This window comes from Cytobacillus spongiae (assembly GCF_021390075.1).
In genome coordinates, this window is the sequence record NZ_CP089997.1 from 2,261,397 (window position 1) to 2,277,013 (window position 15,617).

A 15,617-nucleotide genomic window follows, 5' to 3' on the forward strand; every position below is an offset into this window, starting at 1 on the left:
CTATTGCTATATTATACAAAATATTCGAAAGATAATCACAATATATGGTTTGAAGGTAGCTACATACATATCGCACTATTAATGATTTATTCAGAAAGTTAGATCACTTAATTACTCATATTCCCTCTCGCCTGCATTCAGATCGAATACAAAATTTCGGGGAATATCTCTTCCTGGTGGCAACACTTTGACCTCAGTTGGTTGTTTTTTTATCTTTTTTTGCTTCTCTACGTGTAAATCAATCTCTTGAACCGTTAATAACCCTAGATTTTTCCAGTTGTTTAATATTCCTATCACATAATTGAGCATTCTCTTATTATTTGCACATGCAATTTCCATTGCTTTTATAATTACTTCTTTCGGTTGTAAAAAAACATCTTTATCTAACCACATGAGTAATTGTTCTTTCCCATGTATGTTTGTACTACCAAATCCATTATTATCCCAAAAGACGACTACATCTTCTACATCGTTTTTCTTTTGTTGAGATGGAGAGTGTATATGTTTGTTTTTTTCTCCATTTTGATTTTGTTCTTTTTGCATTTCTTTTTCTTTTTCTTGTTGTTTTTGTTTTTCTTTTTCTTTTTCTTTTTGCCCACGTATCGTAGAATGGCATGTTACTAGGGGTTCAAGTGGTTCTTCTTCTAAATCTAGTTCTTCCTCTTCTAATGGCTCCACATGACAAAAGGATTCAAACAGTTCACGAAATTCCTGCTTATTAATCGATTCCATCACATAAGAAATCAACGACGTGTCGACAACCTCTTTCAATTCAGAATACATACAATCCATGACCGGCTTGCCGCCTTTTTGGAGATTATATTTCCCCCACTCTTTAATCGCGAGCTCCCATGTTTCTGGATTATAGCGAATCAGCTTGTGATGGAAGCAAAAACGATCCATCAACGCCTGCACCGTCTCCATTGAATAGCCCACATCAAAAGCCATCTGCTTCTTCGTAATCGTATAGATCCCTATCTGCTTCGTATTCGGATTCGTCAACAAATACAAATAAAAATACTTATCCTCCGGTGACATCTCCTCCATAACCATCGGAATCTTCCAAAAATCCGTACGAACCATTCGATACATCGCCATCAACACCCAGTCCCTTCTTCACATAAAATATCCTTCACCTTTTATATAGTGATTTTTAAGGGCAAACGGACAAGGTCGTTTGGGGAAAGATGTGAAAGTTTGGTGAATGTAGGAGGTACTGATCCCCCTAGACGGAAAATTATAAAAAAAACGATAGGCCACTAATTAATTGTGAAATTGTGTTTGGTTCAAATATTCTTGGAATTTCTCGAATGATATAACTAGATTTTAATTAGTGAATGATAAAATTCCTTAAATATTCCCAAGTAATATATTTTATAGCATGTTACATTCGGATAGGTAATGAACCATTCTTATTCTGAAAGGAAGAGACAATACAATGAATGTGAAAATCGAAATTCTGCCTAACGTTCGGATTGCTTATATGAGGCGAACTGGACAATATGGTCCTGCCAATTTGGAAGTAATGGAGAGGTTAAAAAAATGGGCGAAGGAAAGAAAGCTTCTAGAATCTGCAGTCATATTTGCCATTTCTCAAGATCGTCCAGACATTACGCTTCCTGAACTATGTAGATTTGATGCATGCATCATTATTCCTAATGATTATCAAATAGATAATCATGTTAATGAGGGTGAGCTTTTGAGCGGAAAGTACCTGATCTACGATGTCAAACATACAGCCGAAGCGATTCAAAAAGCATACATCGATATATTTTCTTCTCTAGATAACAGTGGATTCAAACTGGACAATAGACCAATAATGGAAAGATATACGGGGGATATTATTGATAACCCGTCATGCGAAATTTGTATTCCAATAAGCTCGTAATTGCTTATTTATAAAAAAAATAGAAAAGCTTGAAGCTGATCAAGCTTTTCTTCCGTTTGAATTGTGGGTTAGCTCTTTTTCCACCACGTATCAAACAGGGTAGCGGGAAGTTGTCTTTTATGTTCTGTTAGGAGATAGCGCTTTTCAATTTTTTCAGCAATCTCTGTTGATACTTGCTTCCCTTCTAAATAATCATCGATGTCATCATAGCTAATGCCCAGCTCTGTTTCATCTGCTTGGCCAGGTTTATGATCTAGAAGGTCCGCAGTTGGTATTTTTACATATAAACGTTCGTCCGCTTCAAGCTCGATTAATAGCGCTTTCCCCTGACGCTTTGTTAGACCGGTTAAGGGCAAAATATCAGCGCCACCGTCTCCATATTTGGTGAAAAAGCCGGTAACTGCTTCTGCCGCATGGTCTGTACCAATGACTAGAAGCCCTTCTTGCCCACCAAAAGCATATTGGGCAATCATCCGCATCCGTGCCTTTACATTTCCTTTATGATAATCAGCTAGCGGTTCGTCTGTTTGGTCATCATACTCCCTTTTCACTGAATCAACAGACTGCTGGATATTAAAAACATACTCTTCATCTGCATGAATAAACCTTAATGAACGCTGGGCATCTTCTTCATCCTTTTGCAAGCCATATGGAAGCCGGAGGGCAATAAATTTCGCGTCATGCCCTTCCTTGCGAAGTTCTTCACAAGCAAGCTGCGCAAGTCGCCCTGCTAAAGTTGAATCTTGCCCTCCGCTAATTCCTAAAACGTATCCTTTTGCTTTCGTTTGTAACAAATAGTCCTTTAGGAAGTTGATCCGCTTTCTAATTTCTTCTTTTGGTTCAATGGTTGGGTTAATGTGTAACTCCTGCATAATTTGGTTTTGAATCGTCAAATTGCTTCCTCCTCATCTTCTTTTCATATATACACATTCGCATGTGACGATTTGAAACGAGCAGCTAATCTACCCTGTTTTGAATGTTTTCTTTTACCTGCTGTATATATCTCATTTTGTTTTCCCAACACTTCGTACTTAGATCGACAGGATATTCCTCAGGGTTTAACGCACGCTTATATTCATCCCAAAGCTCCGTAAGGTTCTGTTTCGTATAGTTCTGTATTGAGCTCAGTTCGGGTCGTTCATATACGAGTTTACCTTTTTGAAAAATATCATGATGAAGCTCTCTTGCTTCAAAGTTGGTGATAAATTTACTAATATAGGTGTGGACGGGATGAAACATTTTTAATGGCTGCTCCTGCTGCGGCTTCTCCTCTTCAAGAGCGATATAGTCCCCTTCTGACTTTCCATTGACTTGATTAATGATGCGATAAACCCGTTTTTTCCCAGGTGTCGTTACTTTCTCTGGGTTTGCACTAATTTTAATCGTATCCACCATTTCACCTGTATCATCCTCAATGGATACAAGCTTATATACGGCTCCTAGCGCTGCTTGGTCATATGCCGTAATCAGCTTTGTACCAATTCCCCAGATATCAATTTTTGCGCCTTGTGCTTTAAGGTTCATGATGGTGTATTCATCTAGATCATTAGAAGCAATTATTTTCGTTTCTGTAAACCCAGCTTCATCCAACATTTGACGAGCTTTTTTGGACAAATATGCCATGTCCCCACTATCTAACCGGATCCCTTTAAAATGAATTTGATCACCAAGCTCCTTTGCCACTTTAATCGCATTTGGCACGCCAGATTTAAGCGTATCATACGTGTCCACCAAGAAAACACACTCTTTATGCGTCTCTGCATATTTATGAAAAGCGACGTATTCATCACGATAGGCCTGCACAAAAGAGTGGGCATGTGTTCCGGCGACAGGGATTCCAAATAGTTTCCCCGCACGCACATTTGAAGTCGCATCAAATCCTCCAATATAGGCGGCTCGTGTGCCCCAAATCGCTGCATCTAGCTCATGTGCCCGCCTAGAGCCGAATTCCATCGCAACATCTTCACCTACTACCTCTTTGATTCGAGAGGCCTTTGTCGCGATGAGCGTTTGATAATTAATCATATTTAGCAGAGCTGTTTCAATCAATTGAGCTTCACCTAAAGGAGCTTCAATTCGAATTAATGGTTCATTACCAAACACAAGCTCTCCTTCAACCATCGAGCGTATGGAGCCTGTAAATGTTAAGTTTCGTAGATAGGCTAGAAATTCATCTGAATAACCAAGCTCTTCCCGAAGATAAGCAAGATCGGAATCTGTGAAGCGTAATTGCTGTATATACTGAATGACTCGTTCAAGTCCTGCGAAAACGGCATAGCCATTTCCAAATGGTAGCTTTCGAAAAAACAATTCAAATACAGCTTGACGTGTATGGACTCCATCTACCCAATAAGACTCGACCATATTAATTTGATATAAGTCCGTATGCAAGGCAAGACTATCTTCTCGGTACGGTTCGTTCAACTAGATTCCTCCTAACTACCTCAGTTATTTTAGTATACTAATATTATTTTATTTCTGCATTTAAACAGTTTTTCATATGCTCTAAAGCCCATTCATGACCTGTTTGATTAAAGCTTGCTACTGCATTCTCATGTACGACAATGTTAAACCCTTTATTATAGGCATCTACGGCCGTATGAAGTACACATATATCCGTACATACTCCAATTAAATGGAGCTCAGTAATGTGTCTCTCTCGTAATTTCGTCTCAAGGTCCGTCCCTGAAAAAGCACTGTATCTCGTTTTATCCATCCAATACACATTCTTGTCCTTTGCATGTTTTTCATACACATCTTTTAAGCGCCCATATAAATTCCGACCCTCTGTTCCTTCAATATTATGAGGCGGGTATAGCTTCGTTTCGGGATGGAATGGGTCATTTTCATGGTGAAGATCAATGGCAAACACCACATAATTCCCTTCATTGATAAATTGCTCTGAAAGTGAACACATTTGATCTTCAATGCGGATAGCTGGCTCTCCGCATGGCAGCGCACCTGTTACGAAATCAATCGTATAATCAATATTTATTAACGCTTTGTTCATAATAACTCCCCCTAATATCTTGCAGTATAAATGGACTTTACTACTTCTAATTCAGTAAACCGATATAGTTGTGTTGCTTTCTTAGACGTTCTCTTCGTTGTTTTCCCCTTTATTAGAAATAACATTTTGTTAATTGTTAATTTTATTCTTTTTTTCCAATTTGTAAACGGATGGATTTCGTTCCTTTTTTCTGTTATCGATTTTCCGTTCGCTAGCCCAGTCCTCGTCTTTAGTATGTGAATACGATGCAATCAAGGAGCGTGATGAAATGAAAGGCTGGATTCAATTTTTTCTCACCCTAATTTCCATTGGTCTGCTTCTACTGATCATTGTAAATCAAACCGGATGAACTTCAAATACAACTGAAAAACGGTTTCGTACACCATAACAAAGGAAGCAGCATGATGAGTCACCAGATAATACAAATGCTACAATTGGGGGAGTAGATTCTCCTAGCTCGACGAAAAACGCTGATGGAATGAATGACTACGCCTACAAACTTGGATAGACGAAGTATCTTCAGAAGAACATGCTAAGCTCACAGCATTTCATGCAAAAACACAACAAAGCTAGTGATTCTAAACGAAACCCAATTTACGAAGTGATGGATTACCTCACTGCTGGAAATATAGAATAGTAGGCAAAACCTGTAACATCGACACAAACATATTTTAAGTAAGTTTGTTAGAAGCATGGTGGTAAATAAATAGAAAGATGGAATTGGTTTTTTAGTACTTCAATCGAATTCGTCTAAAGAATGAACAGAGTTCGATCAACCCCAATTGAGTTTGGCATTTTAAAGAGGCTAAGACATAACTTATTGACTCTTTCTCAAATACGAACAATGACTTGATTCAAATAGTTAGGGTGTAAAAACAAGTTCGTTCCACCTGCGCTGCAGACACTCGCTTTGCGCGGGGTGGAAGCTGAGCAAATCCCTAAAGTGAGTGCATCAAGCAACCTCATTCTATTTGCTTATGAAATACATGAATTGGGTAGAAGCTCTTATTCATCAGACCGCTTGCTATTTGCTTTATTACTTTAGGATTCCGAAGTTCATTGTCGTGATACGTAACTAATTCTTTTACCTTCACCCATTTACTGTCTGTAATATGTTGCTCTTCTAGAGATATTGAACCCCCAGTAATCTGCCCGATAAAATGAAACATAATAACCTGATCTTGAGAATTGCTGATAAAATGATAAACACCTGTAGTATATGTAAGTTCTACTTCTAGTCCAGTTTCTTCTTCCACTTCTCTTTTTGCTGCATGAAAAATACTTTCTCCCACTTCCATCCTTCCACTTGGAAAGTTCCATTTATTCATTGCATTTGGTTTAATTTCTTTAATCAACAAAACTTCATCATCTTTAATAATTGAAACGCTAACAACTAATACAATCGGTTTATCAGTCATTTTTCTCCTTTTTCATTCAACAGAATGTTTACGGTTTCCCTTCCATTGATCAATATGTATTTGGAATTTCCAGCCCAGAAGCCTCTCAAATTTCCACATCTGCAGAAGATTGTATTTGCCTTAGATTTCAATCTTCTTTATTACTTTAGCTGGATTACCGCCTACTACCACATGATCAGGTACATCTTTAGTAACTACTGAACCAGATGCAATGACTACATTGTTTCCTACCGTCACTCCAGGATTTATGATTGCACCGCCACCAACCCACACATTGTGTCCAATATGGATTGGTTTTGCAAATTCCAGCCCGGAATTTCGTTCATCAGGAAGAAGAGGATGTGCTGCAGTATAGATTTGCACCCTAGGAGCAAGCATACAATTATCACCAATTCTCACTTCACATACATCTAGAATAATACAGTCAAAGTTTGCATAAAAGTTCTCTCCCACGTGTGTGTTATACCCGTAATCAAATCGAATATTTGGCTCCATAAATACGTTTTCTCCTGTTGTTCCAAGTAGCTCCTTTAATATGTTTGTTCGTTTCTCCCCCTCCGTTTCTATTGTTTGATTATATAGCCTTACTTTTCGCCTTGCTTCTTCACGATCCTTTACTAATACCGGATCTGCAGGATTGTACATTTCTCCAGCCAACATCTTTTCTTTCTCTGTTCTCATATAATCATCTTCTTTTTTAAATTTTGTCCTACCGTTAAGGAATGAATGCTCTTATCACCATTCAGGATAAAATCGTCCATTCATCATGCCATTGATTTTTGCCAATATGATATATATCAGATAGTCATAAGTCTGATGACATTAGTGTGTTTCGCCCTTTACTTCCACCAACCGGTTTGTAATTTGCTCCTGTTGTCGTACCGCCACTTCAGTTGAAATAATTTCTTCCTTTACAAGCTTGTCAATCGCTTCATACTCTGTATACAACGTATGTTTATGCAAATTTTCTAGCTGCTTTTCTTTTAGTAAAGGGTTTATTGTAAATAATTTCTCAAATTCTTCTTCAATTTTCTTGATTTCCGATTGGTATTGATTGACTAAGTCATTAGTAACCGGCTCTGTTATATAATGTAATATTATATTTTTGACTCAAAGACACAAATTTATCTTTGGCATAGTCGGAAATCGTATCTTCCATCACTTTCCTTCGATACTTCACAACTAATAAGAGGTGGTAATACATCAATAATACTGAATGATTATTACTGTCTAATTTCGTTATTATATCAATCCCTACGCTTTATAATACTGATTATAACACATGGAGGAAAATGACAAAAGAAAGAACCTTTGGGCTATCGTCCAACCGAAATTCATTTCCCCCTTTCCGCTTGAGCTACGCCCTTCACACGCTTGAAGAGGGAGACTTCTTTAGGAAATACGTTAAAAAAGGACACACATATTCAAAATGTGTGCGTCTATACGATAGGGTCTTCCTTATTGAACAAACACATCGATCGTTCATCCTATTTCTCTTGATGTTTTTCTAGGTTTATAGACTTTGAGTTTCATTTTCACTTATTTTACGACTGAAATCCAATAAACTGAAAATCAAAGTTAAAACCATTTATTATTATCAAATTATTCGAATTTTATAGTATGATAATACAATAGTAAATATTGGGGGTATTAATATGTTTATACATAAGATTGACGAGAATGTATCACTAAAACTAATTGAATTAAACGATGCTGAAAGAGTATTTGAGCTTACAGATGGATCGAGAGCATATTTAAAAGAATGGCTACCTTGGCTTGACTTTACGAAAAGCGTAGAAGATACAAAAAACTATATCCATGGTTGTCTAAAAGAAATGGGGGAAAATAAATGCCTTCATTCAGTTATTTTATTCAACGGAGAAATTGTTGGCATCGCTAGTTTCAACACGATTAATTGGTCTAACCAAACGGCTTATATAGGATACTGGCTTGGTGAAAGCTATCAAGGGAACGGGATTGTGACGAAAGTGGCAAAAGCATTGACTTCCTATGCTTTTGAACACCTAAGCTTAAATAAAGTAGAAATACGAGCAGCTGTGGAAAATAAGAAAAGCAGAAGTGTTCCTGAAAGATTGGGATATATAAAGGAAGGATCGATTCGACAAGCAGAATGGTTATATGACCATTATGTCGACCATGTTGTTTATGGCGTCTTAGCCAGCGAATGGAGAGATCGACTTTCTTAATTCTATACCAACATAGAAGCACCTGAATGAACAGGTGCTTCTTTCATAATGGGGAAGATGAAATTCCAAATTATCTGCTTTTACTCAAAACCCAATCCCGCTCGATTTCCCGGCAATCACACCTAGGACTGCAAGGATGATCCCACCTAAATAGGATAGAGCTAAGTAAATGATGAATGAAGCTTGCTCGTTCTTTTCAAGCATTTTTAGCAACTCGACCTTTAACGTAGAGAACGTTGTAAAGGCCCCCATAAAGCCAATCCCGAGTAAGGAATAGATGTTTCCTGCTACATGAGCCCCGAGCAGAATCCCTAATAAAAACGAGCCTAGTAAATTAACGAGCAGTGTGCCGACTGGGAGGTTTGCTGTATTGCTTTTTCGATTAAATATGCTTGAAAGATAATAACGTCCGATTGCACCAAAGAACCCACCAATGGATACAGCTAACACACTACCCACGCAGCTCACCAGCCTTCTTTCCCTTCCCTAACACCATCCCGAGATATGCAACTAGCAATCCGGCGATCATACTTATTACGGCATACGCGAATGCAGCTACATATGCCGATTGCTCAATTAAGCTTACAAGCTCATTACTTAAAGTCGAAAAGGTTGTAAAAGATCCAATCAAACCCGTACCAATTCCAGCTGTTAACTGGGGAGATAGGCACTTTCTCCCTGCAGTTGAAGTAAACCAGCCTAATAGAAAGGCGCCGATTAGATTTGCGCATAACGTGCCATACGGAAAGGAGTTCCCCCATGATCCAATGGCTAGCAAGCTGATTAGATAGCGAAGCAAACTTCCGATTGCTCCTCCAGCTCCTATATATAAATAAATCAAAATGCCTCACCTCGTTCATCTCATCTTCCTATTTTACCGCTTAAAGGATGGGATGAACACTATTTCATTAGAGCTCGGCCATGGCTCTCCCAGCCGTTCTTCCTGAAAATAAGCAACCACCTAAAAAAGTTCCCTCTAACGCTCGATAACCATGTACTCCGCCCCCGCCAAAACCGCTTACTTCCCCTGCTGCAAATAATCCAGGGATGACTTGCCCATTCAAGTCTAGTACTCTTCCAGATAGGTCGGTTTGCAGGCCACCTAACGTTTTGCGGCTAACGATATGTAGGCGAACTGCGATAAGTGGTCCATTTTTTCGGTCCAGGAACTTGTGAGGAGCGGCGACACGGATTAACTTGTCCCCTATGTAATTTCTTACCCCTCTTAAAGCTGTAATTTGTAGGTCTTTGGTAAATGTATTTTCCATTTCTCGATCTCTTGCAAGAACTTGTCGCTCGATGTCTTGATAGGACAGTAGATCTTCGCCCGTTAACTTGTTCATTCCGTCTACTAGTTCTGACAGATGATCAGCAATGATGAAATCTTCTCCTTTGTCCATAAACGCTTGAACAGGCCCTGGTGCACCGGGAAGTGCTCTTTTCAATACCTGGGCGATACTTTTACCTGTTAAGTCAGGGTTTTGCTCTGAGCCTGAAAGGGCAAATTCTCGTTCAATGATCTTTTGCGTTAATATAAACCATGAATAGGAATAGCCTGTCTGTTGAATCAACTCTAGTGTTCCTAACGTATCAAATCCTGGTAGACCTGGAACAGGCAGGCGTTTGCCTGTCGCATCCAGCCATAGAGAAGAAGGACCAGGTAAAATCCGAATTCCATGATTTGGCCAAATCGAATTCCAGTTTTTTATCCCCTCTGTGTAATGCCACATGCGGTCCCGGTTGACTATTCTGCCTCCCGCTTGATTGGTGATGGACAGCATTCGACCATCTACATGTGCAGGAACTCCCGATAACATCTCACTAGGCGGTTCCCCTAATCTTTTCGGCCAATTTTCACGTATTAGATCAAAGTTCCCTCCAATTCCCCCGCTCGAGACTAAAACGGCTTCCCCTTTATATTCGAAATCACCAATAACTTCACGAGAACTTTCTTCTCCTCTGCTGACATGGCTATCGGTTAGAACTACGCCAGCTACACCAGTAACTGTCCCATCGGTTTTAATGATTTCTTCTACTCTGTGCCTTGGTCTATAGACGATTTGACCATTCTTTATATGCTCTTTTACGCGCCTTTCAAATGGAGCGACAATTCCAGGACCCGTTCCCCAAACAATATGAAAGCGAGGGACTGAATTCCCATGTCCTTCTGCTAAATAGCCGCCACGCTCTGCCCATCCAACGATTGGGAAAAATCTTACCCCCATCTGATGTAGCCATGAGCGTTTTTCTCCAGCAGCAAAATCGATATATGCTTTCGCCCACTGAATTCCCCAATAATCCTCATCCTCAAGTCGATCAAAGCCCGCAGATCCGAGCCAGTCCTGCCACGCCAATTCCTTTGAATCCTTGATTCCTAGTCTTCGTTGCTCTGGTGAATTAACCAAAAATAAGCCGCCAAATGACCACCATGCCTGCCCGCCTAGTGAAGCCTCAGGTTCTTGGTCAAGCAATAGTACTGTCTTCCCTTTATCTGCAATTTCAGCAGCCGCCACTAACCCAGCTAATCCAGCCCCAACTACAATCGCATTAAAGCTCATTTACATCCTCCACTCTTTCTTCATCATGATCCTCTAAAGATATGTATTCTCTTTTTATTTTAAAATCCCTATCTTTAGTGAAAATTCTGAAAAATCATTGGATATTTGCTATTGAGCATCAGTCATCCTACTTAGTAGGTTTTGCTTCACCTGTGGCCATTCCTCATCAATAATACTGTAGCAAACTGTGTTTCTTGGCATTCCGGAAGATAGGATTCGGTCTTTTCTAAGCACGCCTTCCCGTACACCACCTATTCGCTCAATTGCCTTTTGTGATCGGATATTTCGTAAGTCTGTTTTCAACTGGACACGGTTAAGATCCCAGCTCTCAAAGGCATGCTGGAGTAGGAGCCATTTACATTCTGTATTGACACTTGTTCTCCAAACGGCAGGATCATACCAAGTCCACCCAATTTCTGCGGAACGATTAGCCTCTGAAAGATCCAACCATCTCGTACTACCAACGATTCTTTGCTGTTGTTTATGAAAGACCGAAAATGGATATTGCAGCCCTTTGTCTCGGTCCTTTAATGCACTTTGAAGCGAAGTTCTTAGTGCTTCCTTTGTATGTATTTGTGTAGCCATATACGACCAGATTTCAGGTGCTTTTGCAATTTCCCATAATTCTTCTACATGTTCTTCCTCTAATGGGATTAGCTCGACTGTTTGACTGGTTAATGAAAATAATTCGTGCCAGAATGGCATATAGCATTCCACCTCACTATAAATTGATCACTCTTTTTAACGATATACCAAAAAGGTATCGAGAGATTTACTACTCGATACCTTTTAACAGACATTTGAACGGAAGGACAAATCGTCATCCATTTTCAAATTGTGATTATGCTTCTTGGAAATAGTCTTTATAAAAACCGCCAACTTTTCCAGAATTGTCAATGATAAAATAGAACTCTTCTGTTTCATTTTTCACTTCATATACTTGACCTTTAGTCAATACGCGATTCACAATATATTTACTCGCATCTGTATGGATACATTTTATCTTTTTAACTGTATTTTTTTCCTGCCATGTTTGATGAATCATGTCTACAGCTCCTTTACCGTTCCTATTTCATAAGTATAAGGAATCGCCTTAGACGGTTGCAACCATTTTTTGTGTTTTTGTATTTTGTACATGCATTTTCTTTTTCATATAGACGATTTTATCTTGTTCAAATGTGTAGATTTCTCCAGTTAGGACATTTTTTAAAGTTACATAGCCAATTTTACATATATGATCTAAACGAAGAAATTCAAGATGATCATAATATTGATGTTCATACTTCAGTTTGTAAAGCCCCTGATTGGTGAAAATCTTCATGAAGTCACCTTCTTTTATAGATGGTAGTAATCACTATATACCACCACCTAGGCTCATACTAAACATCAAATTTCGATTCCATCCATTTTCCCAAGGGTATGGAGCCGGTTTATTAATTCGCGATAATAGTTTTCACTTACCCTCCCCTTTGCCCCTCTGAGGATTTCATTAGCATAGTGGGCAGGAGGAGCCAATTCCTGCTGTTTCTCATACACATGAAACGTTAACACTTCTTCATAAAACTGTTCTCCCACTTGAACTCGAACGAATGTTGGTCGATACCAGCCTTCATCAACCCCTTCCCGATGGAAAAGATAGTCAATCGCTTCGAATGGAATTTCATAAAGAATCCCTTCTGTTTTTCCTCCACATTCAACAATATCTGCCCGTCCTCCATCTGCTGCAATAAACCCATAGGTCATCGAATAGCCCACAAGAACGGCCGCGCCTATTACTCTGTTAAAAAATGATTCGACGTTCGCTACTCGAAATCGCTCACAGTCCATACATGATCCATATGCAAAGTAGTAGACCCTTATTGGGTTAGCCTTTAAAAATTGATACAGCTTCCAATCACCACTAGTAATCACTTGCTTGTCTTTGTCCATCTTCTGATTGTACAAATATGTATAGGCTCTAAATTTTCCCTTGTCTGTGAAGACTGTTGTTGATACTCGAGTAAACAAGTCATCAGAATTCGCTTCTGTATAGCCTTCTAACGAATCGAGTTGTTTTAACTCATCCTTTGAGACTCGATACAGTTCTCCATACATTTTTTTTGTTGTAGATGAAAGAGCAACAGGATAAACATCACCAATATCGAACATTTCTCCATAGATCCACGCTTGCTCAGCTACACACGGTCCCTTTATGAGATGATGATTTTTCTCCTTATACCTAAGTGTTCCATAGACAAAGACGTAAATGGACGGTTCCATGTTCCTTATCCCCCTTTTGGTTGAATCGCTTATGTAAACGAACAATACCACAAGAGAACAGGTCCTTGTGGTATAGACTCTAATTAATGACACTGACATTGTGATAGATTAGATGTGAATGGTAGCTTACAAATGATTTGTGTACTGGATTTATCCTGTTTTTGATACAAATAGGAAGGCTTTTTATGAAACTCCTTTTCTCTTAATTCATGTATTACTTGTGCTGCATATATATGATCCAACATCATTTCATCTCTCCTTTTCATCTCTTAAGCTCATTGTATATGTTTCCGCCATCTGAAACATTGGCAATGAGGAGGATTAGTTCTCCTCCTTTTGAATGAGATGAAGGAGAGATTTTCTCCGTCTTACTTTGCTTGCTCCGCTTTTTCAACAGATTGTTCTCTCAGCTTAAATTTTTGAATTTTCCCCGAGGCTGTCATTGGATAGGAATCCGTAAATTCGATATATCGAGGAATTTTGTGCCTAGATATTTTCCCCTTACAGTATTCAACCATTTCCTCTGCTGTCGCTGTTTGGCCTTCTTTTAGGATGACCCAAGCCATTACTTCCTCACCGTAGACAACATCGGGAACTCCTACAACTTGAACATCTAACACTTTCGGATGTGTATAGAGGAATTCCTCAATTTCTCTCGGATAGATGTTTTCACCACCGCGGATGATCATATCCTTCAATCTTCCTGTAATCTTACAATAGCCTGCTTCATCCATCACCGCTAGATCACCTGTATGAAGCCAGCCTTCTACATCTATCGCTTCCTTTGTGGCCTCAGGATTATTATAATAACCCTTCATCACATGATAGCCTCTTGTACACAGTTCCCCTTGAACCCCCCTTGGAACTTCTTCATTTGTCCCAGGTTTAACAATTTTCACTTCCACATTGGGCAGTGCTTTTCCGACAGTTTCCACTCGAAGCTCGATTGGATCATCTGTCCTTGTTTGGGTAATGACTGGAGATGCCTCTGTTTGTCCATAAGCAATCGTTATTTCGGCAGCACCCATACGTTCAATGACTGCTTTCATTACTTCAATTGGACAATTGGAGCCTGCCATAATCCCCGTTCTTAAATGGCTTAAGTCAAAGCTGTCAAACTCTGAGTCATTTAATTCTGCAATAAACATCGTTGGAACTCCATGTAATCCCGTACATTTCTCATCTTGAACGGTTTGCAGCACGGCCTTTGGATGAAATTCTTGAACTGGAACCATCGTTGCACCCACTGAAACACACGCGAGTGTACCAAGTACACATCCAAAGCAATGGAAGAAGGGGACTGGAATGCATAGGCGATCATCCTTCGTCAGCTTCATGCAATTTGCAATATTAAGTGCATTATTAACAATATTGCTATGGGTAAGCATAACCCCTTTAGGGAAGCCTGTTGTTCCAGATGTGTATTGCATATTTATGACATCGTCTGGGTCTAGTTGGCTCATTCGCTGGTCTAGCTTGTCATCGCTTATTTCCTCTGACATATCGATTAAATCCTGCCATTTATATGTTCCTGGATGGGATTGTTCTCCTAATACAATGACATTTTTTAAGTAGGGAAGCTTTTTACTTTTCAATTGTCCAGCTACCGCCGTCTTTAGTTCAGGTACAATCTCATAAAGCATTTCTATGTAAGAGGCGTCACGGTATTGGTCCATTAATATAATCGTGGTAGACTCAGATTGCTTCAATAAATATTCTAATTCAGCTGATCGATAATTTGTGTTGACAGTTACAAGAACCGCCCCCATCTTACCTGTTGCGAATTGACAAGTTAACCATTCAGGTGTATTCGTCGACCAAACCGCAATGTTTTCCCCGATTTCGAGACCAAGGCTCATGAGCCCTTTTGCTACTTTTCTACATTGTTGATCAAATTCTTTATAGCTTAATCGCACTCCCCGGTCTGCATAGACAACAGCTTCATGATCAGGATAAAGTGTTGCTTTTTCCTCAAGCAGCTTTCCAACGGTAATCGATAATACATTTGACATTCAATCAATCCCCCTAATTTAATGACCTACTACTAACTAATGCATGGAATGAAAAGACTAGAACATTTGTGTTGGATCATAGAGGAATAGAGAAAGCAGAAGCGCCAAAAGTAGGAGCAGGCATGTTACCCATGAATAAAAGCGCTTACAATTATGTTAACATATTTTACAGAATATTCAATATTTTCATTGTATAATGAATTACATAAAGAAACGAATCTATAGCTATACATGGTATGAAAAATCATTTGATTAGAAAAATAAT

Annotated in this window: 18 protein-coding genes and 1 pseudogene; 2 read left to right on the top strand and 17 right to left on the bottom strand. The window is 39.1% G+C overall.

Translation table 11 applies throughout. From position 1 onward, the window contains the following. Positions 1–111: 111 nt before the first annotated feature. Positions 112–1,098 carry a DnaD domain-containing protein gene (locus LS684_RS11405; RefSeq protein WP_233811627.1) on the bottom strand — a complete coding sequence of 329 codons (987 nt, stop codon included), beginning with the start codon at positions 1,096–1,098 and terminating at the stop codon, positions 112–114. A 340-nt stretch (positions 1,099–1,438) separates the two neighbouring features. Here LS684_RS11405 and LS684_RS11410 point away from each other — a divergent pair, with 340 nt between their 5' ends. Beyond that, positions 1,439–1,888 carry an AraC family transcriptional regulator gene (locus LS684_RS11410; protein ID WP_233806091.1) on the top strand — a complete coding sequence of 150 codons (450 nt, stop codon included), beginning with the start codon at positions 1,439–1,441 and terminating at the stop codon, positions 1,886–1,888. 68 nt (positions 1,889–1,956) lie between these two features. On the opposite strand, the gene nadE is transcribed toward LS684_RS11410, so the two are convergent. From nadE to LS684_RS11445, 7 genes and pseudogenes are all read right to left on the bottom strand, one after another. Then, complete coding sequence (gene nadE / locus LS684_RS11415; protein WP_233806092.1) at positions 1,957–2,781, bottom strand: NAD(+) synthase; 825 nt, start codon at positions 2,779–2,781, stop codon at positions 1,957–1,959. 64 nt (positions 2,782–2,845) lie between these two features. Then, positions 2,846–4,312, bottom strand: a complete 1,467-nt coding sequence (locus LS684_RS11420) for a nicotinate phosphoribosyltransferase (protein WP_233806093.1) — start codon at positions 4,310–4,312, stop codon at positions 2,846–2,848. Positions 4,313–4,355: 43 nt separating this feature from the next. Beyond that, positions 4,356–4,898 carry a cysteine hydrolase family protein gene (locus LS684_RS11425; protein WP_233806094.1) on the bottom strand — a complete coding sequence of 181 codons (543 nt, stop codon included), beginning with the start codon at positions 4,896–4,898 and terminating at the stop codon, positions 4,356–4,358. A 962-nt stretch (positions 4,899–5,860) separates the two neighbouring features. Beyond that, positions 5,861–6,316 (bottom strand): NUDIX hydrolase, encoded by a 456-nt coding sequence (locus LS684_RS11430; RefSeq protein ID WP_233806095.1) that lies wholly within the window; start codon positions 6,314–6,316, stop codon positions 5,861–5,863. 120 nt (positions 6,317–6,436) lie between these two features. Continuing rightward, positions 6,437–6,997 (bottom strand): sugar O-acetyltransferase, encoded by a 561-nt coding sequence (locus LS684_RS11435; protein ID WP_233806096.1) that lies wholly within the window; start codon positions 6,995–6,997, stop codon positions 6,437–6,439. A 141-nt stretch (positions 6,998–7,138) separates the two neighbouring features. Then, entirely contained in the window at positions 7,139–7,279 is a 141-nt protein-coding gene (locus LS684_RS11440; RefSeq protein ID WP_233806097.1) for a hypothetical protein, read from the bottom strand. Positions 7,280–7,403: 124 nt separating this feature from the next. Then, a pseudogene (locus LS684_RS11445) lies at positions 7,404–7,520 on the bottom strand (transposase); the annotation flags it as partial. Positions 7,521–7,971: 451 nt separating this feature from the next. Between LS684_RS11445 and LS684_RS11450 the strand changes: the two are divergent. Then, positions 7,972–8,523: a GNAT family N-acetyltransferase gene (locus tag LS684_RS11450; protein ID WP_233806099.1), complete on the top strand. Its 552-nt coding sequence runs from the start codon at positions 7,972–7,974 to the stop codon at positions 8,521–8,523. Between the two features lie 84 nt (positions 8,524–8,607). Here LS684_RS11450 and crcB (LS684_RS11455) read toward each other — a convergent pair whose 3' ends face one another. From crcB (LS684_RS11455) to LS684_RS11495, 9 genes are all read right to left on the bottom strand, one after another. After that, on the bottom strand, positions 8,608–8,982 hold the full coding sequence (gene crcB / locus LS684_RS11455) for a fluoride efflux transporter CrcB (RefSeq protein WP_233806101.1): 375 nt from the start codon (positions 8,980–8,982) through the stop codon (positions 8,608–8,610). Continuing rightward, positions 8,975–9,364 carry a fluoride efflux transporter CrcB gene (gene crcB, locus LS684_RS11460; RefSeq protein ID WP_233806103.1) on the bottom strand — a complete coding sequence of 130 codons (390 nt, stop codon included), beginning with the start codon at positions 9,362–9,364 and terminating at the stop codon, positions 8,975–8,977. Before crcB (LS684_RS11460) ends, crcB (LS684_RS11455) begins: the two co-directional genes overlap by 8 nt. Positions 9,365–9,431: 67 nt before the next feature. Continuing rightward, entirely contained in the window at positions 9,432–11,081 is a 1,650-nt protein-coding gene (locus LS684_RS11465) for an FAD-binding dehydrogenase (protein WP_233806105.1), read from the bottom strand. A 108-nt stretch (positions 11,082–11,189) separates the two neighbouring features. Further along, positions 11,190–11,786 carry a GNAT family N-acetyltransferase gene (locus LS684_RS11470; RefSeq protein WP_233806106.1) on the bottom strand — a complete coding sequence of 199 codons (597 nt, stop codon included), beginning with the start codon at positions 11,784–11,786 and terminating at the stop codon, positions 11,190–11,192. Between the two features lie 136 nt (positions 11,787–11,922). Then, complete coding sequence (locus LS684_RS11475) at positions 11,923–12,126, bottom strand: DUF6501 family protein (protein WP_233806107.1); 204 nt, start codon at positions 12,124–12,126, stop codon at positions 11,923–11,925. A 48-nt stretch (positions 12,127–12,174) separates the two neighbouring features. Beyond that, positions 12,175–12,402, bottom strand: coding sequence for a hypothetical protein (locus LS684_RS11480; protein ID WP_233806108.1), 228 nt, complete (start codon positions 12,400–12,402; stop codon positions 12,175–12,177). Positions 12,403–12,467: 65 nt separating this feature from the next. Next, a complete protein-coding gene (locus tag LS684_RS11485) occupies positions 12,468–13,340 on the bottom strand; it encodes a gamma-glutamylcyclotransferase family protein (RefSeq protein ID WP_233806109.1) in 873 nt (290 codons plus the stop codon). An 83-nt stretch (positions 13,341–13,423) separates the two neighbouring features. Continuing rightward, entirely contained in the window at positions 13,424–13,588 is a 165-nt protein-coding gene (locus tag LS684_RS11490; protein WP_233806110.1) for a hypothetical protein, read from the bottom strand. A 120-nt stretch (positions 13,589–13,708) separates the two neighbouring features. Next, a complete protein-coding gene (locus tag LS684_RS11495; protein WP_233806111.1) occupies positions 13,709–15,352 on the bottom strand; it encodes an AMP-binding protein in 1,644 nt (547 codons plus the stop codon). Positions 15,353–15,617 lie beyond the last annotated feature (265 nt).